Genomic DNA, 17,319 nt, shown 5'->3' with positions numbered 1-17,319 from the left:
GCGCATGCAACGAAGAACGTTCCTGGCCGGCAGCGCCGGCGCCGGCCTGCTGCTGGCGCTGCCGCGCGGAAGCTGGGCCGGCATGGCGGCGTCCGCGGGCATCGCCGGCAGCGGCGCCGTCGCGGTGGCGGCCGTGCCGGGGCTGATGCTGGCGGCCGATCCCGGCTTGTTCTGCCTGGACGAGGGCTGGCGTTTCCACGAAGGCGACATCCCGGTTCCGCCGATCACCGGGCAGGACGCCAGCTACGACAACGCCAAGGCCGGCAAGGCCTGGGGCGCGGCCGCCGGCGATTTCGACGACAGCCAGTGGCGGCAACTGCGGCTGCCGCACGATTTCGCCATCGAGCAGCCGATCGAGGCCAGCGCCAACGTGGCGCAGGGCTATCGCCGCCGCGGCATCGCCTGGTACCGGCGCAGCCTGCGGCTGGACGAGACGCAGCGCGGCAAGGCGCTGGAACTGCGCCTGGACGGTATCGCCAGCCGCGCCACGGTATGGGTCAACGGCCTGCTGATGGCGCGCGGCTGGAGCGGCTACGACGGCCTCGCCATCGACATCAGCGCGATCGCACGCTATGGCCAGGATCTCAACACCATCGCGGTGCGCGTGGACGCCGAGGCGATGGACGGGTGGTGGTACGAAGGCGCCGGGCTCTACCGGCATACCTGGCTGGCGGTGCGCGATGCGCTGCATATCGTTGGCGACGGCGTGCATGCGGTGCCACGCGCCGGGGCCGACGATCGCTGGACGCTGCCGGTGACGGTCACCGTTGCCAATGTCGGTGAACAGGCCGATGCGGCGCTGCTGGAAACCACGCTATACGACGCGCAGGGCACGGTGGTGGCGCAGGGCAGTACCGCGCTGCAGGCCGGCGCACTGGCGCAGGCGGAGGCGCGGGTGGTGTTGCAGGTAGAGCGGCCGCAGCGCTGGGACGTGGCCGCGCCGCACCTGTACCGGCTCGCGACGGTGCTGCGCAGCGAAGGCCGCGAGCGCGACCGCCGTGAATGCGCGATCGGCTTCCGCACGCTGCGCTTCGATGCGCAGCAGGGCTTCTTCCTCAACGAGCGGCCGCTCAAGATCAAGGGCGCCTGCCTGCACCAGGACCATGCCGGGGTCGGCGTGGCGGTGCCGGACAGCCTGCTGGAATTCCGCATCCGCCGGCTCAAGGCGCTGGGCTGCAACGCGATCCGCCTGCACCACGCGGTGGCCGCCGAACTGCTCGACGTGTGCGACCGGCTGGGCATGCTGGTGATGGCCGAGAACCGCGTGTTCAATCCCGCGCCCGACTACGCCGCGCAACTGCGCTGGCTGGTGCGCCGCGACCGCAACCGTGCCTGCGTGTTCCTGTGGTCGGTGTTCAACGAGGAGCCGATGCAGGGCACCGCCGCCGGCTACGAGATGGTGCGTCGCGCGGTGGCGCTGGTGCGCACCTTGGACGACAGCCGTCCGGTGACCGCGGCGATGAACGACGGCATGCTGACCGAGCGCAACGCGGCCCATGCGGTGGACGTGGTCGGCTTCAACTACCGCCAGTTCAACTACGACCGGGTGCATGCGGCGATGCCGCACACGTCGCTGCTGTCCAGCGAGGACACCAGTGCGTTCCAGACCCGCGGCGCCTGGTTCACCGACATGGAGGCGCACGTCATCGCCGAGGACGATTCGGTCGCCGCGCCCTGGGGCAACACCCATCGCCAGTCTTGGAAACTGATCGACGAGCGGCCCTACCTGGCCGGCAGCTTCGTTTGGACCGGCTTCGACTATCGCGGCGAGCCGACCCCGTTCGAATGGCCCTCGGTGTCCTCGTTCTTCGGCATCATGGACCTGTGCGGCTTCCCGAAAGGCGCTTATTGGTTGCGCCAGGCGCAGTGGATCGACGATGCGCCGGTGCTGCAGTTGCTGCCGCACTGGAACTGGCCGGGCCGCGAGGGCATCCCGATCAAGGTGATGGCGTTCTGCAACGCGCAGCAGGTGGAGCTGTGGCTCAACGGCCGCTCGCAGGGGCGGCAGGCGGTGGACCGGATCGCGATGAACACCTGGCAGGTCGTGTACGCGCCCGGCATGCTGGAAGCGGTGGCGTACCGCGACGGGCGCGAGGTCGCGCGGCAGCGGGTGCAGACGGTCGACGCGCCGGTGGCGCTGCGGCTGACCCCGGACCGGCTGCGCATGCGCGGCGACGGCCGCGACGCGCAACCGATCACCCTGGAGGCGGTGGATGCGCAAGGCCGCCACGTGCCGTTCGCCGACGCGCAGATCACGCTGCAGATCGAGGGCGGGCGCCTGCTCGGCGTCGGCAACGGCGACCCGAACCGGCATGCGCCCGACAACGTGCCGCAGGTGCAGTTGTTCAACGGCCTGGCGCAGGCCATCGTCGAGGCCGGCAGCGATCGCCGCCGGCTGCGCATCGAGGCAAGCGCGCCGGGCCTGCGGGCGGCGCAGGCGAGCATCGCGCTGGAGGCGGCGCCGCCGCCGCTGTCGTTGCCGCCGGCTGCCGCGGCGATGGTGGTGGGCGGCTGGCGGCACACCCTGCCGTTCGCCACGCCGCCGCATCCGGCGCTGCCGCGCGCGCCCAACGACAACAACAGCTGGAGCTTCTGCCAGCCGGGCAACCTGGAGACGCGTGCCGAGCGCGATGGCTATGTGCTGTATCGGACCGCGTTCACGCCCTGGGCCGGGATCCAGCAGCGTGGTGGCCGGCTGCGGCTGGGCCGCGCGGCCGGCGCGGTCCAGGTGTATCTGGACCGGCAGCGGGTCGCCAGCGTGGCCGCGGGGCAGCCGGTGTCCCTTCGGTTGCCGCCGGCGTCCGGCGAACGGGTGCTGGCCGTGGTGATGCAGGTGACGGCCGGAACGCCGTTCGGCTTCGACGATGTCGCGATAGTGGAGTATTGAGCCAATGAAACGTGCTTTCCGCCAGATCCTCCCGCATGGCCTTGCCGGGCTGCGCCGCGTCCAGGCGCTGTCGGTGCGCGTACATGCCGTGCTGTTGCTGCTGGCCTGTGCGCTGCTGGTGCCGGTCGCGTCCGCCGCGGTGGCGCAGGACGTGCAGGACGCGCAGGGCGATGCCGCGCGCGGCGTGCTGCTGCGCACGCTCGGCCCGCGCGCGGCCGAGCTGCACCTGCAACGGCAGCCGCGCAGCCACGGCAACGACTGGTACCAGGTCGCCGCCGAGGCCGGCGCGCTGCGCGTGTCCGGGTCGTCCGAAGTGGCGCTGGCGCATGGCGCCTACAGCTATCTGCAGTCGATCGGCGCGGCATCGGTGAGTTGGGAAGGCAGCCGGATCGCCTTGCCTGCGGCCTATGCGGACTTCCGCGGGCAGCGTACGGCCACCCCGTTCGTGCACCGCGCCTACCTCAACGTCTGCACCTACGGTTACACCACGCCGTGGTGGGACTGGGCGCGCTGGGAGCGGGAGATCGACTGGATGGCCCTGCACGGCATCGACATGCCGCTGGCGATGGAAGGCCAGGAGTACGTGTGGCAGGCGCTGTGGCGCGAGTTCGGGGTGGCCGATGCGGAGCTGGCGCAGTACTTCTCCGGCCCGGCGTTCGCGCCGTGGCAGCGCATGGGCAACATCGAGGGCTACGACGCGCCGCTGCCGCAGCAGTGGATCGAGGACAAGCATGCGCTGCAGTTGCGCATCCTGCAGCGCATGCGCGCACTGGGCATGAAGCCGGTGCTGCCGGCCTTCGCCGGCTACGTGCCGAAGGCGTTCGCGCAGGCGCATCCGCAGGCACGCATCTACCGCATGCGCGCCTGGGAGGGCTTCCACGAGACCTATTGGCTGGATCCGGCCGATCCGCTGTTCGCACAGATCGCGCAGCGCTTCATCCAGCTCTACGACCGCACCTACGGCAAGGGCACCTACTATCTGGCCGATGCGTTCAACGAGATGCTGCCGCCGATCGCCGCCGACGGCAGCGACGCGCGCCTGGACAGTTACGGCGACAGCACCGCCAACACCGCCAAGGCCGCACCGCCCGAGGTGCCGCCGGCGCAGCGCGACAAGCGCCTGGCCGAATACGGCCGCGCGCTGTACGCCTCGATCCATCGCGCCAATCCGGATGCGGTGTGGGTGATGCAGGGCTGGCTGTTCGGCGCCGACCGCCACTTCTGGACGCCGCAGGCGATCGCCGCATTCCTGCGCGAGGTGCCCGACGACAAGCTGCTGGTGCTGGACATCGGCAACGACCGCTACCCGGGGACCTGGAAGCTCTCCGACGCGTTCGACGGCAAGCAATGGATCTACGGCTACGTGCACAACTACGGCGGCAGCAATCCGGTATACGGCGACCTGGCGTTCTACCGGCAGGACCTGCGCGCACTGCTCGCCGACAAGGACAAGCAGCACCTAGTCGGCTTCGGCGCGTTCCCGGAAGGGCTGCACACCAATTCGGTGGTCTACGAATACATGTACGCGCTGGCCTGGGGCGCACAGCAGCGCCCGTTGCAGGACTGGCTCGACGACTACACCCGCGCCCGCTACGGACACACCTCGCCGGCACTGCGCGCGGCCTGGGACGATCTGCAGGCCTCGATGCTGTCGACCCGCTACTGGACGCCGCGCTGGTGGCGCAGCCGAGCCGGCGCCTACCTGTTGTTCAAGCGGCCGACGCTGGACATCGGCGACTTCGACGGGGCCCCCGGCGATCCGCCCCGGTTGCGCCGCGCCCTGCAGCAATTGCTGGCGCTGGCGCCGGAATACGCCAACGCGCCGTTGTATCGCTACGACCTGGTCGACTTCGCCCGCCACTACGCCACCGGCCGCGTGGACGCGCAGTTGCAGCAGGCGGTGGCCGCCTACCGACGCGGCGACGTCGCGGCCGGCGACGCCGCGACTGAAAGGGTGCGCGAAGCGGTGACGCAACTCGACCGTCTGGTCGGCGGCCAGCAGGAGACCCTGTCGAGCTGGCTCGACGCGGCTGCCGGCTACGCCAAGACCCCACAGGACGCGGCCTACTACCGGCGCGACGCCAAGGCGCAGGTCAGCGTGTGGGGCGGCGAGGGCAATCTCGGCGACTACGCGTCCAAGGCCTGGCAGGGCATGTACGCCGACTACTACCTGCCGCGCTGGACGTTGGCGCTGCAGATGCTGCGTGACGCGGCGGTCGCCGGCGGCAACGTGGACGAGGCGCAGCTGCAGCAGCGCCTGCGCGCCTGGGAGCGCGACTGGGTGGCGCGCGACACGGCCTACGCGCGGCAGGCGCCGGCCGATCCGGTCGCCGCGGTGCGCGCGCTGCTGCAACAGGTGGATGCGCCATGAACGCCGTGCCCGCCAGCCTTCCCGCCACGGCGCCGTCGCGCGAGCGCTTCCTGTCGCTGGACGTGTTCCGCGGCCTGACCATCTTCCTGATGATCCTGGTCAACACGCCGGGCGCCGGCGCCGATGCCTTCGTGCAGTTGCGGCACACGCCGTGGTTCGGTTTCACCGCCGCCGACCTGGTGTTCCCGTCGTTCCTGTTCGCGGTCGGCAACGCGATGAGCTTCGCGCTGGATCGTGGCCAGCCGCTCGGCGCCTTCCTGCGCCGGGTCGGCAAGCGCAGCGCGCTGATCTTCCTGCTCGGCTTCCTGATGTACTGGTTTCCGTTCGTGCACCAGGGCGCCGACGGCCACTGGAGCTTCACCGCGATCGACCAGACCCGGGTGCCGGGCGTGCTGCAGCGCATCGCTTTGTGCTACGCGCTGGCCGCGCTGCTGTGCCGCTGGCTGTCGCCGCGCGCCCTGCTGGGCGCCTGCGTCGCGCTGCTGCTCGGCTACTGGGGCGCGCTGTACCTGTGGGGACAGCCGGGCGCGGAGCTGAGCAAGCTCGGCAACGCCGGCACGCGCCTGGACCTGTGGCTGCTGGACCCGGCGCAGCTGTATCGCAAGGACGGCGGATTCGATCCGGAAGGCCTGCTCGGCACGCTGCCGGCCACGGTCAACGTCATCGCCGGCTACCTGACCGGGCTGTACGTGCGCCACGCCGGCAAGCAGGCGCGCACGGTGCGCTGGCTGCTGCTGGCCGGGATCGCGCTGACGTTGCTGGCCCTGGCCTGGCAGCCGTGGTTCCCACTGGCCAAGAAGCTGTGGACCGGCTCGTTCGTGCTGCTGACCGTGGGCCTGGACCTGCTGTTGCTGGGCGCACTGCTGTGGGCCATCGAGGTGCGCCATTGGCGGGCCGGCAGCGGCTTCTTCACCGTGCTCGGGCGCAATCCGCTGGCGATCTACCTGTTTTCCGAGCTGTTCGTGGTCTGCCTGCGGCTGATCCCGGCCGGTGCGAGCGGCATGGACCTGTACCAGTGGCTGGGCGTGGAGGTGTTCCAGCGGCTGCTGCCCGGCCCCTGGGGCAGCCTGGCTTGCGCGCTGGCCTACACCTTGCTGTGCTGGGGAATGGGCTGGTGGATGGATCGACGGCGGCTGTACCTGCGGCTGTAGCCCGGCGTGCACGGACCGCGAATTGGTACTATATTGGACATAACGAATTCATGCGGACTGGAGAGCGCGCCATGACCAAGCCCAAGCCGCAGGCCGATCCCCGCCTGCAAGCGCTGGCCGTGGATCCGGACGCGCCGACCCCGCTGTACCTGCAACTGGCCAGCAAGCTGGTGGAGGCGATCAAGGGCGGGCAGTGGAAGCCGGGCGAGGCGCTGCCGGCCGAGCGGCAACTGTGCGAGTACCTGCAGGTGTCGCGAGTGACCCTGCGCCAGGCCGTGGATGCGCTGGTCGAACAAGGCCTGGTGTCGCGCCGCCAGGGCGCCGGCACCTTCGTCACTTCGCACATCCAGCATCAGCTCAGCGGCCTGGCCAGCTTCAGCGAGACCCTGCGCATGAAGGGGCTGGAGCCGGGCACGCGCTGGCTGGAGCGGCGCACGCGCCCGGCGCACGGCGAGGAAATCCTGCGCCTGGGCCTATCGCCGGACACGGTGGTCGCGGCGCTGACGCGCCTGCGCAGTGCCGACGGCCGGGTGATGGCCTACGAGAAGGCGGTGTTGCCGCAGCACGTGGTGCCCGATCCGCACGCCATCGCCGATTCGCTCTACACCTACCTGGACGAGCGCGGCACCCCGGTGGTGCGGGCGCTGCAGTACTTCCGCGCCATCAACCTGCCGGCGCGGCTGGCCGGTCATCTGGGCATGAAGGAAGGCGAGGCGATCCTGCACGTGGTGCGGGTCGGCTACACCCGCGACGGCAGCGCGATCGAACTGACCGACACCTATTGCCACAACGACTACTACGACTTCGTCGCCGAACTGCGACGCTGATCGCCGAACCCCGCGCCCTCCCGGAGCACGCCCGCCCATGACCACCGCACGGCCCGCCAGTCCCTACGCCTCCATCGCCATCGTCGGCCTGTTGTTCTTCATCATGGGCTTCTTTACCTGGATCAACGGGCCGTTGATCCTGTTCGCCAAGGTCGCCTTCAACGTCAGCGACGCGTTCGCGTTCCTCATCCCGAGCGCGTTCTACATTTCCTACTTCTGCCTGGCGCTGCCTTCTTCGTTCATCCTGAAGCTGACCGGGATGAAGAAGGGCTTGGCCCTGAGCCTGCTGATCATGGCGATCGGTGCCGCCATCTTCGGCCAGTTCACCAATGACCGTTCCTACGTGGGCGCAGTGAGCGGCATCTTCATCATCGGCGGCGGCCTGGCCTTGCTGCAGACCGCGGTCAATCCGTACATCAGCATTCTCGGGCCGATCGACGGCGCTGCGCGTCGTATCGCGCTGATGGGCATCTGCAACAAGGTGGCCGGAGCGCTGGCCACCTATGGCCTGGCGAAAGTGGTCCTGCACGGCATGGAGGATTTTTCGACCCAGATCGAACAGGTGCTGCCTGCGCAGAAGGAAATCCTGCTGCAGGAGTTCGCTGGCCGAATCCACGGCCCGTACATGGCGATCGCCGGCGTCCTCGCCGTGCTGTCTGTCGCCCTCCTGTTTTCGCCCTTGCCCGAGATCAGCCCCGAGAAGGCGAACGCGTCGGCATCGGACGAGCGCAACCGCGACAGCATCTTTGCGTTTCCGCATGTGTGGCTGGGCGCGTTGTGCATCTTCGTGTACGTCGGTGCGGAGGTGATGGCGGGCGATGCGATCGGCATCTATGGCAAGAGCCTCGGTCTGTCGCTCGACTACGCGAAATATTTCACGATCGGCACGCTCGCCTGCATGTTGGCGGGCTACCTGCTCGGCCTGGTGCTGATCCCGAAGTACATCTCCCAGGAAAAGTACCTGTCCTTCTCGGCCTGCCTGGGCATCGTCTTCTCGCTGTGTGCCATGTTGACCAGCGGCTACGTGTCGGTGGCATTCGTGGCAGCGCTCGGATTCGCCAATGCCATCATGTGGCCGGCCATTTTCCCCCTGGCCATCAAGGGCCTGGGCAAGTTCACCGAAAAGGGCGCTGCATTGTTGATCATGGGCATCGTGGGCGGCGCCGCGGTTCCGCAGCTGTTCGCCCATTTGAAGGAGTTCTTCGATTTCCAGGTGGTCTTCGCCGGCTTGATGATCGCCTGCTACCTCTACATCTTGTTCTTTGCGCTGCGCGGTCACCGCGTCGGCCAGGGCGCGGCGAGCTGACGCGCTTTTCCCCAACTCGGCAAACTATCCAATGCGCAGACCCACCATCAAAGACGTCGCCGAACGGGCGCGGGTGTCGCTGAAGACCGTCTCGCGGGTCATCAACAACGAACCGTCGGTGATGCAGGCCACGCGCTCGCGCGTATTGCATGCCATCGCCGAACTGGACTACGAGCCGGATCCGTCGGCGCGCAACCTGCGCAGCGGCACCCCGTTCGTGATCGGGCTGGTGTACGACAACCCCAATCCGTACCACATCATCGGCGTGCAGAACGGCGTGCTCGCCGCCTGCCGCGAGACCGGCTTCGGCCTGCAGATCCACCCCTGCGATTCCACCGCGCCGATGCTCGCCGAGGAACTGGCCGAGTGGACCCAGCGCTCGCGCCTGGCCGGGCTGGTGCTGACCGCGCCGATGTCCGAGCGCGCCGACCTGGTCGCGGCGCTGGCCGCGCGTGGGATCAAGACCGTGCGCATCATCGCCGCCACCGAGGATCCGCAGGACGGCCCGTGCGTCTACGTCGACGACCGCGACGCCGCCTACGCGATCACCGAACACCTGATCCAGCTCGGCCACCAGCGCATCGGCTTTCTGTGGGGCGGCACCTCGCACCGCTCCAGCGGCGAGCGCTATGCCGGCTACGAGGCGGCGCTGAAGGACTACGGCATCACCCTGGACAAGCACCTGGTGATCCCCGGCGACTACACCTTCGACGACGGCTTCCGCGGCGCGCGGCGCCTGCTGGCGCTGCGCGAACCGCCGACGGCGATCTTCGGCTCCAACGACGAGATCGCCGCCGGCGTGCTGGCGGCGGCCAAGTCGGCGGGCATGAACGTGCCCTACGACCTGTCCATCGCCGGCTTCGAGGACAGCCCGTTCTCGCGTCAGTCGTGGCCGCCGCTGACCACCGCCAAGCAGGCCACCGAGGACATCGCCCGCCATGCCGCGCGCTTGCTGATCAGCCAGTTGCGCAGCGATGCCTACGAAGACCATCCGGCGCCGGTGCACAACCAGGGCTTCGTGCCGCAATTGGTGGTGCGCGGCTCGACTGCGCCCATGCAGCCGCATTCCCAGCCGCATTCCCGCCGTTCCTCCTCCCCCGACCCCACATGACCCTGCCCATGGCGCTGCCCTCCGAAACCGAAACCCTGATGTTCCGCGAAGCCGCGGAAGCCGCCGCGGTCGTCGCTGCGCAGTTCGAGCGCAACCACGCCACGGTGGCCGCACTGGCCGCCTCGCTGCGCGCCGATCCGCCGCCGTTCGTGGTGACCTGCGCGCGCGGCAGTTCCGACCACGCCGCCACCTACGCCAAGTACCTGTTCGAGACCCAGCTCGGCGTGGTCACCGCCTCGGCCTCGCCCTCGGTGGGCTCGGTCTACGAGGCACCGCTGCAGTTGCGCGGGGCGCTGTACCTGGTGATCTCGCAATCGGGCAAGAGCCCGGACCTGCTGCGCAATGCGCAGGCCGCCAAGGATGCCGGCGCGCGCGTGGTGGCCCTGGTCAACGTCGAGGATTCGCCGCTGGCGCAACTGGCCGACACAGTGATCCCGCTCGGCGCCGGCCCCGAGAAGAGCGTGGCCGCGACCAAGAGCTACCTGGCCTCGCTGGCGGCGATCCTGCAGCTCGGTGCGCACTGGAAGAACGACCCGGCGCTGCTGGGCGCGCTGCAGGAGTTGCCGCAGGCGCTGCGCGCGGCCTGGCAGGCCGACTGGCGCTCGCTCACCGACGGCCTGGTCGATGCCCACAACCTGTTCGTGCTCGACCGCGGCCTGGGCCTGGCGGCGGCGCAGGAAGCGGCACTGAAGTTCAAGGAAACCTGCGGCCTGCATGCCGAGGCCTACAGCTCGGCGGAAGTGAAGCACGGTCCGATGGCGCTGGTGGGTCCGGGCTTCCCGGTGCTGGCCTTCGACCAGCCGGACGAGGCCGGCGAGGGCACCCGGCGCCTGGCCGAGGAGTTCCGCGGCCGTGGCGCGCAGGTGTGGCTGGCCAGCGCCGGCGGCGATCTGCCCCTGGTGGCCGCGCCGCATCCGGCCTGTGCGCCGCTGCTGGCGATCCAGAGCTTCTACCGCGCGATCAACGCCCTGGCGCTGCGCCGTGGCTACAACCCGGACCTGCCGCCGCATCTGAACAAAGTGACGGAGACCGTCTGATGACCACGGTGGCGCTGCGCAATGCCCGCGTGCTCGGCGAGGACGGTTTCCTCGACGGCGTCAGCGTGCTGCTGGAGGGCGGGCGCATCCTCGCCCTGCTGGACGACGCCGACCCGCGCGTGGCGGCAGCGCCGGTGCAGCACGACCTGGGCGGCGGCAGCCTGCTGCCGGGCTTCATCGACCTGCAGGTCAACGGCGGCGGCGGCGTGCTGTTCAACAACCGCACCGACGTCGAGGCGCTGCGCTGCATCGGCCAGGGCCATCGCCGCTACGGCACCACCGGCTACCTGCCGACGCTGATCAGCGACGACCTGGAGGTGATGCGCGCGGCGATCGCCGCCACCCGCCAGGCCATCGCCGACGGCGTGCCGGGCGTGCTCGGCATCCATCTGGAAGGGCCGTACCTGGCGCCGGCGCGCAAGGGCACCCACAACGCCGACAAGTTCCGCGTGCCCGACGCCGAGGAACTGGCGCTGGCCACCTCGCTGGACAACGGCGTCACCCTGATCACCCTGGCACCGGAACGCGTGCCGCCGGCCAGCATCCACACCCTGGCCGCGGCAGGCGCGCGCGTGTTCGCCGGCCACACCGCCGCCAGCTACGAAGAGACCCGCGCCGGGCTGGATGCCGGCATCTGCGGCTTCACCCATCTGTACAACGCCATGACCCCGCTGCAGGGGCGCGATCCCGGCGTGGTCGGCGCGGCGCTGGAAGACCGCAACGCCTGGTGCGGCGTTATCGTCGACGGTGTGCACGTGCATCCGGCCAGCCTGCGCGTGGCGCTGGCGGCCAAGCCGCGCGGCACCGTGTTCCTGGTCACCGACGCGATGCCGATGGTCGGCGCCGACAGCCCCGCGTTCGACCTGTACGGCGAAACCATCACCGCCATCGACGGCGTGGTGCGCAATGCCGCCGGCGCCCTGGCCGGCTCGGCGCTGGACATGGCCAGCGCGGTGCGCAACAGCGTGCAGTGGCTCGGCGTGCCGCTGGAAGAAGCCGCGCGCATGGCTTCGCTGTACCCCGCGCAGTGCGTGGGCCTGGACCACCGCTACGGCCACATCGCGCCCGGCTACCAGGCCGACCTGGTGCTGCTGGATGAGGCGCTGCAGGTCCGCCACACCTGGATCGCCGGCGCGATGGAGTAGGCGGCATCGCGCAGCGCAGCGATGGCGGCTGCGCTGCGCTGTGCCGAGTCCCTGCCGGCGCCGAGCGCATTCTCTCAGGCAAGCTGGTCAGCGCCTTCGCCGACACAAGCGCGACTTCTTCGCATTCTTCGTCGCCGAGGATTGAGCGCCAGGCGCGGTGCGTCGGCGCGACTGCGGGGTTCTCCGCGCGGCGGTACTGCCAGCCAAAAGATTAAAAGTCTTCTGCTCCCCTGGCGCGATGTTCTCGCCTGCATGGGGTAGGCTCGTAGGCGATCGCCACAGGGGGGGATCGTCATGCGGATCGTACGTACGATCGTGCCGCGTTTTCGCGGCAGCGGCGAACAGGGGTGCAGCGGGGTATCGCGCGTTGTCTTGGCCTGTCGCCTGCGCTGGAGGGGAACTGTCGCCGACGTGCCGCGTGGCGCACGCCAGTTGCTGCATCGGCACTCGCACAGGAACGGGCCGACTCCGTTCGGTGCTGGCAGCAGCGGAGCCGGGTTGGCGCTGCTGCTGTGGGCCGCGGTCTGGCCGGCCTGGGCCGCGACGACACCGGCAGCGTGCCGGCGGCCGGCGTTGCCGGTGGTCTGCGCCGGCCCGACCGCGGTCGGGCGCTTCGTCGCCCGCAATGCCGGCCCTTGGCAGCCCTACGCGTTCGCCGAGCCGCTCGACGTGCCGGCAGGGCAGGCCCTGGCCATCGCGATCTGCGGACAGGCCAACCAGACCGTGCAGGATGCGCATTGGCTGGCACAGCCATCGCTGTTGCCGACGCTGGTCCATAGCGTCGGCGCGGACGCCACGCTGGCGATCCTGGTGCAGGACAGCGCCAATGTGGCGCTGGACGGGCGCCTGACCCTGGGCGAGGACACGCTCGCCGCCGATGGCACGCTGCGCGCGCCGGTGGGGCCGGTGCAGGCCGCGCTGATCGGCACGCTGATCGACGGCCCCATCGCGGCCGGTGCGCGCATCGACCTGCGCCTGCGTGATTCGGCCAACGTCAGTCTGCAGACAGCGCAGAGCCATCTGCATCTGGGCGGCGGCAGCCTGAGCGAACGGTTGATCGCGCCGCGCGATGCGTCGGCCGTGGCCGCCGATGCGGCTTGCCTCGAGGTCGCGGTGGAGCGCAGCGATCGGGTCCGCGGTGGCCGCGGCACACTGACGGTCGGCGGCGGCCGCCTGCAGGGCGCGCTGGTCGCGCATCCGCTGCGTGACAGCCGCGTCGCCGTGCAGGCCGACGACGTGGCCAACGTGGCGGCGGACGAGGTGCGTCTGTTCGCCGGCCAGTTGCTGGACGAGGTACTACAAGCCGGGCCGTGGCTGGGTGGGCAGATCGCGATCGCGCTGGGCAACACCGCCAATGTCGACGCGCGCGCGCTGGAGATCCAGGATGCGGTGCTGATCGACGAACTGGTCGACGCCGAGCGCGTGGAGAGCGCGACGATCGACCTGCGCCTGACCGATGCCGGCAGCGCGATTCTCGCCGGCACATTGCGCATCCACGATGGTGGGCTGATCGACGAGCCGCTGGATGCGTCCGATCTGCTCGCCTCGGACGTGGCGGTGACGCTGCTGCGCAGCGGCAACGCCGTCGCCGCCGATGCGCGGATCGTCGACGGGGAGCTGATCGACGAAGCGATCGACGTCGGTGCGGTGCAGGACGCGGCCTTGGCGGTGCGGTTCGAGGCTGCCGGCAATCTGGATGCGGTGACGGCGCGGATCGAGGAGGGCGAATTGATCGACGAGGCGATCGATGCCGCCTCCTTCGACGGCGGTACGCTCACCATCGCGTTCGCGGACAGCGGTAACGTCACCGGCGACGCCCTGACCATCGCCCATGGCGAACTGATCGACGAAGCACTCGACCTGCAGGGCCTGCTCGCGCAGGCGGACCTGCGCCTGGACATGACCGATGCCGGCAACGCACGGGTCCAGGCGCTGGACATCGTCGAGGGCGAACTGGTCGACGAACTGCTGGACCTGGTCGACGCGCGCGATGCCAGCGCCGAACTGCGCGTGCGGCGCAGCGCGAACGCCGGCGGCGCGCTGTCGGCGTCGGCCCAGCGCGTGTCGCTCGTGTATGGCGAGTTGATGGATGAGGTGATCGACGCGGCGGGCACGCTGGAGGGATTCACCGGCTTCGTCGACCTGGGCGATACCGCCAACGCGCGCGCGGCGCGCATCGCCCTGCAGGGCGCGCAGTTGCTGGACGGTGTGCTGGATGCGGCAGCGCTGCGTACCAGCGAGCTCGGCCTGCAACTGGTCGATGTGGCCAGCGCGCGCTACCGGGATGCCCTGGAGATGCGGGAAAACAGCACGCTGTTGGGGACGCTGGCCGATGTGGACAGCCGCGATGCCGCGTCGCAGATCGCCACGGTGGTCGTGGCCAGCGGAGAGGCGATCCAGGTGCCGTAGCGGTCGTTGGGCCGGCGGTGCGCCGATCGACGGCAGCGAAGTTGCCGTTGCCGCGTTTTCCGGCGATGCGCCGGTCATCCGGATGTGCGATGTCGGCTGCGGCGGCGGTGATGGCCAGCGGGTCGGGGCGCCAAGGCGCCTCTGCTCGCTCCGGGAAGCGCACTCGTGGGAGTGGCAGCGCGAGCGAGTCCTCGCAGAAGCTGCTGCTGCATGGTGCAGGTGCAAGCACTGCGTGGCGTGGAGCGGGTGCCGTCCCGCTTTGGGGAGGCATGCCGAAGGACACCTTGCGGCCGGCCTGGGTCATCGGCAAGCTTGGCCATCGGTTTCCACGCAGCGATGGCGCAGGGACGCACGGTCCTCGCCGCGCTCCATGCATCTGCCAGGAGTGTGCATCGAATGACTCGCAGCGCTGCACTGGTGCTCCTGCTTGCAGGAATCGCCGGCATTTCCGCCGCCCGTGCCGAGGACGCCTTGGCGCCGGTGGAAGCGCGCGTCCCGTTCGCGCCCGCTGCGTTCACCGGCAGCGACGGACGCACGCATCTGGCCTATGAGCTGCACGTCACCAATTTCTATGGCGATTCCGGCGCGCTGGCGCCGCAGGGGCTGGACGTGTTCGGTGACGATGCGGCCACGCCCCTGCTGGCACTGGATGCGAAGCAACTGTCGCACGTGGTGAAGCCTGCGCCGGCGGCGCAGGAGCCGGTGGCGATCCTCCCCGGCAAGCGCGCGGTGTTCTTCGTCTGGTTGACCCTGCCGGCGGGGGTGTCGGTGCCGCACCGCTTGCGTCACCGCATCCACTTCACCGCGGACGCCCATGCGAGCAGCATGCTCGACGGCGCCACCGTCCAGGTCGGCGATGCGCAGCCCATGGTCATCGGCGCGCCGTTGCGCGGCGGCCGCTGGTTGGCCCACGAAGGCCCCGGTGCCGCCCAGTCGCACCATTGGGGCAGCCTGGTGGCGGTGAACGGGCAACTGACCATTCCGCAGCGCTACGCCCTGGATCTGGTGGGTGTCGACGATGCCGGGCACGTGCTGAGAGCCGGCGTGAAGGACATCCACAGATCCAGCTACGCCGACTGGATCGGCTACGGCGCGGACGTGCTTGCCGTGGCCGACGGCGTCGTGCGCAGCGCGCGCGATGGCGAGGCCGAACACCAGCCGCTCAGTGCGCAACCGGAACCCGCCTCGCTCACCAGTGACGGCCTGTTCGGCAACTACGTGGTGCTGGAAATCGCACCTGGCACGTTCGCAAGCTATGCGCATCTGCGCCGGGGCAGCCTCAAGGTGAAAGCGGGCGAGCGGGTGCAGCGGGGACAAGTGCTTGCGCAGTTGGGACAGTCCGGCAATTCCGCGGCGCCGCATCTGCACTTTCAGCTGTCCAATGCCGTCGCGTTCGAAGGTTCCGAAGGCGTGCCTTACGCGTTCGAGCGCTTCGGCTATCTCGGCACCGAATCCGAAGCCCAGCTGTTTGGGCAGGGCGAGCCATGGCACGCCTCGCCCATCGAAGATCGCCGGTCGCAGCTGCCGCTCAACGACGTGGTGATCCAGTTTCCCGGTCAGTCAGGGCTGGGCCGTTGACCAAGGGCAGAGGCCCGCGGCCTGGAACAGCCGCAGTGGTCGAGGTGAGCGGAGCCGCGCTCGGTCAGCCGATGCAAACGCTGCGCTTCGCATCCCCGCAGCCGCTTCGAACCGCCGTTCATCAGGCGAAAACCGCGCCGTACCTGCGGAACGGCATGCGGCGCAAGGCTCGGCCGCGTCAATCTGCGGATGCGCGACGCGCCGCGGCGATCGCCGCGATCCGCGCCTTGGCCAGTGCCTCGCCGATCTGCGGGCCGCTCAGGCCTTGCGCGGCCAGGTCGCGGGCGTTGACCGCCAGGGCCGCTGCGTGCAGGCGCTGCAACGTGCGGCCCTGCGGGTAGTCGGCATCCTCGCTGCCGAGGCGGCCGCGTTTGTCGGCCTCGCACACCGTTGCCAGCTGCGCGATGCGTTCGGGCTTGCGAAAGCCGTCGCAGCGCTGCAGCAGTTCGTGCACGGTGCGGTCGCGCAGCTCGTCCAGGCGATGCACGTTCAGATGCTCGCGACAGGCGATCTCGGCCAGTTGCCGGTGCTCCTGCGGCACCTTCAGGCGTTCGCACAGCGCGCGCAGCGGCGCCAGGCCGCGTTGCTCGTGCATCAGGTGGCGCGGCCATTCCTCCGGTGGCGTCAGCGCCTTGCCCAGGTCGTGGGTCAGCGCAGCGAAGCCGATCAGCGCATCGCCCGGCGCCAGTCGCGCGGCCATGTCGCTGACCAGTTCCTGGTGGCGGCCGGTGTCGATCTCGGGGTGGTATTCGGCGCGCTGCGGCACGCCGTACAGCGCGTCCAGCTCAGGTAGCACGCTGCGCAGCGCGCCCGCGTCGTACAGGGTGCGCAGGAACGCCGACGGTTGCGCCGAGGCGAGGCTGCTGCGCAGTTCCTGCCATACGCGCTCGGGCACCAGCGTGTCCAGTTCGCCACTGGCCGCCATCTCGCGCATCAAGGCCATGGTTTCCGGCGCCACGCTGAAGCCGAGCGGGGCCAGTCGTGCCATGAAGCGCGCCGCGCGCAGTACGCGCAGCGGGTCTTCGCCGAACGCCGGGCCGATGTGGCGCAGCACGCGGCGTTCGATGTCGCGCGCGCCGCCGTAGGGATCGACCAGCGCGCCACTGTCCTCGTCGCGGGCGATCGCGTTGATGGTGAAGTCGCGGCGCTGCAGGTCTTCCTCCAGCGTCACCGACGGATCGGCATCGACCACGAAGCCGTGGTAGCCACGCCCCGACTTGCGCTCGGTGCGCGCCAGCGCGTATTCCTCGCCGCTGTGTGGATGCAGGAACACCGGGAAATCGCGCCCGACCTGTTTGTAGCCCAGGTCGAGCATCTGCTGCGGTGTGGCGCCGACCACCACCCAGTCGCGATCGCCGGGCGGCTGCCCAAGCAGGGCGTCGCGGACGGCGCCGCCGACGAGGTAGGTGTTCATGGGCGGGGATTCGGGAGTGGGGATTGGGGATTGGTCAGGGCGGCGTCGTGCGAACGGACGCTGCCCTGGCCTATTCCGGCGGA

General features: G+C 70.0%; 11 protein-coding genes. 10 read left to right on the top strand and 1 reads right to left on the bottom strand.

The window, feature by feature from the left end:
- Positions 1-4 precede the first annotated feature (4 nt).
- From galA to GGR66_RS03045, 10 genes are all read left to right on the top strand, one after another.
- Positions 5-2,887 carry a beta-galactosidase GalA gene (gene galA, locus GGR66_RS03090; protein ID WP_184447163.1) on the top strand — a complete coding sequence of 961 codons (2,883 nt, stop codon included), beginning with the start codon at positions 5-7 and terminating at the stop codon, positions 2,885-2,887.
- A 4-nt stretch (positions 2,888-2,891) separates the two neighbouring features.
- Positions 2,892-5,258: an alpha-N-acetylglucosaminidase gene (locus tag GGR66_RS03085; RefSeq protein ID WP_184447162.1), complete on the top strand. Its 2,367-nt coding sequence runs from the start codon at positions 2,892-2,894 to the stop codon at positions 5,256-5,258.
- Positions 5,255-6,409, top strand: coding sequence for a heparan-alpha-glucosaminide N-acetyltransferase domain-containing protein (locus GGR66_RS03080; RefSeq protein WP_184447161.1), 1,155 nt, complete (start codon positions 5,255-5,257; stop codon positions 6,407-6,409). Before GGR66_RS03085 ends, GGR66_RS03080 begins: the two co-directional genes overlap by 4 nt.
- A gap of 71 nt (positions 6,410-6,480) precedes the next feature.
- Positions 6,481-7,236, top strand: a complete 756-nt coding sequence (locus tag GGR66_RS03075) for a GntR family transcriptional regulator (protein WP_160966826.1) — start codon at positions 6,481-6,483, stop codon at positions 7,234-7,236.
- 37 nt (positions 7,237-7,273) lie between these two features.
- Positions 7,274-8,542 (top strand): sugar MFS transporter, encoded by a 1,269-nt coding sequence (locus tag GGR66_RS03070; protein WP_160966828.1) that lies wholly within the window; start codon positions 7,274-7,276, stop codon positions 8,540-8,542.
- A gap of 31 nt (positions 8,543-8,573) precedes the next feature.
- The gene (locus GGR66_RS03065) at positions 8,574-9,653 is read left to right on the top strand and encodes a LacI family DNA-binding transcriptional regulator (protein WP_160966830.1); all 1,080 of its coding nucleotides are present in this window, start codon (positions 8,574-8,576) and stop codon (positions 9,651-9,653) included.
- A gap of 8 nt (positions 9,654-9,661) precedes the next feature.
- Positions 9,662-10,690 (top strand): SIS domain-containing protein, encoded by a 1,029-nt coding sequence (locus tag GGR66_RS03060; RefSeq protein WP_160966910.1) that lies wholly within the window; start codon positions 9,662-9,664, stop codon positions 10,688-10,690.
- Positions 10,690-11,835, top strand: a complete 1,146-nt coding sequence (gene nagA / locus GGR66_RS03055; protein ID WP_160966832.1) for an N-acetylglucosamine-6-phosphate deacetylase — start codon at positions 10,690-10,692, stop codon at positions 11,833-11,835. The genes GGR66_RS03060 and nagA overlap by 1 nt, the downstream gene beginning before the upstream one ends.
- 498 nt (positions 11,836-12,333) lie before the next feature.
- Positions 12,334-14,244, top strand: a complete 1,911-nt coding sequence (locus GGR66_RS03050; RefSeq protein ID WP_184447160.1) for a hypothetical protein — start codon at positions 12,334-12,336, stop codon at positions 14,242-14,244.
- A gap of 312 nt (positions 14,245-14,556) precedes the next feature.
- Complete coding sequence (locus tag GGR66_RS03045; RefSeq protein ID WP_184447159.1) at positions 14,557-15,822, top strand: M23 family metallopeptidase; 1,266 nt, start codon at positions 14,557-14,559, stop codon at positions 15,820-15,822.
- Between the two features lie 178 nt (positions 15,823-16,000).
- On the opposite strand, the gene GGR66_RS03040 is transcribed toward GGR66_RS03045, so the two are convergent.
- Entirely contained in the window at positions 16,001-17,236 is a 1,236-nt protein-coding gene (locus tag GGR66_RS03040) for a multifunctional CCA addition/repair protein (RefSeq protein ID WP_184447158.1), read from the bottom strand.
- Positions 17,237-17,319 lie beyond the last annotated feature (83 nt).

It is taken from the genome of Xanthomonas sp. 3498, assembly GCF_014199795.1.
GTDB lineage: Bacteria > Pseudomonadota > Gammaproteobacteria > Xanthomonadales > Xanthomonadaceae > Xanthomonas_A > Xanthomonas_A rydalmerensis.
The sequence above is the reverse complement of the archived record's forward strand: the minus strand, read 5'-3'. Positions and strand labels throughout refer to the sequence as shown.

Coding starts and splice junctions, on each gene's coding strand:
- galA (WP_184447163.1), top strand. CDS start 5: ATGCAACGAAGAACGTTCCTGGCCGGCAGCGCCGGCGCCGGCCTGCTG.
- GGR66_RS03085 (WP_184447162.1), top strand. CDS start 2,892: ATGAAACGTGCTTTCCGCCAGATCCTCCCGCATGGCCTTGCCGGGCTG.
- GGR66_RS03080 (WP_184447161.1), top strand. CDS start 5,255: ATGAACGCCGTGCCCGCCAGCCTTCCCGCCACGGCGCCGTCGCGCGAG.
- GGR66_RS03075 (WP_160966826.1), top strand. CDS start 6,481: ATGACCAAGCCCAAGCCGCAGGCCGATCCCCGCCTGCAAGCGCTGGCC.
- GGR66_RS03070 (WP_160966828.1), top strand. CDS start 7,274: ATGACCACCGCACGGCCCGCCAGTCCCTACGCCTCCATCGCCATCGTC.
- GGR66_RS03065 (WP_160966830.1), top strand. CDS start 8,574: ATGCGCAGACCCACCATCAAAGACGTCGCCGAACGGGCGCGGGTGTCG.
- GGR66_RS03060 (WP_160966910.1), top strand. CDS start 9,662: ATGGCGCTGCCCTCCGAAACCGAAACCCTGATGTTCCGCGAAGCCGCG.
- nagA (WP_160966832.1), top strand. CDS start 10,690: ATGACCACGGTGGCGCTGCGCAATGCCCGCGTGCTCGGCGAGGACGGT.
- GGR66_RS03040 (WP_184447158.1), bottom strand. CDS start 17,236: ATGAACACCTACCTCGTCGGCGGCGCCGTCCGCGACGCCCTGCTTGGG.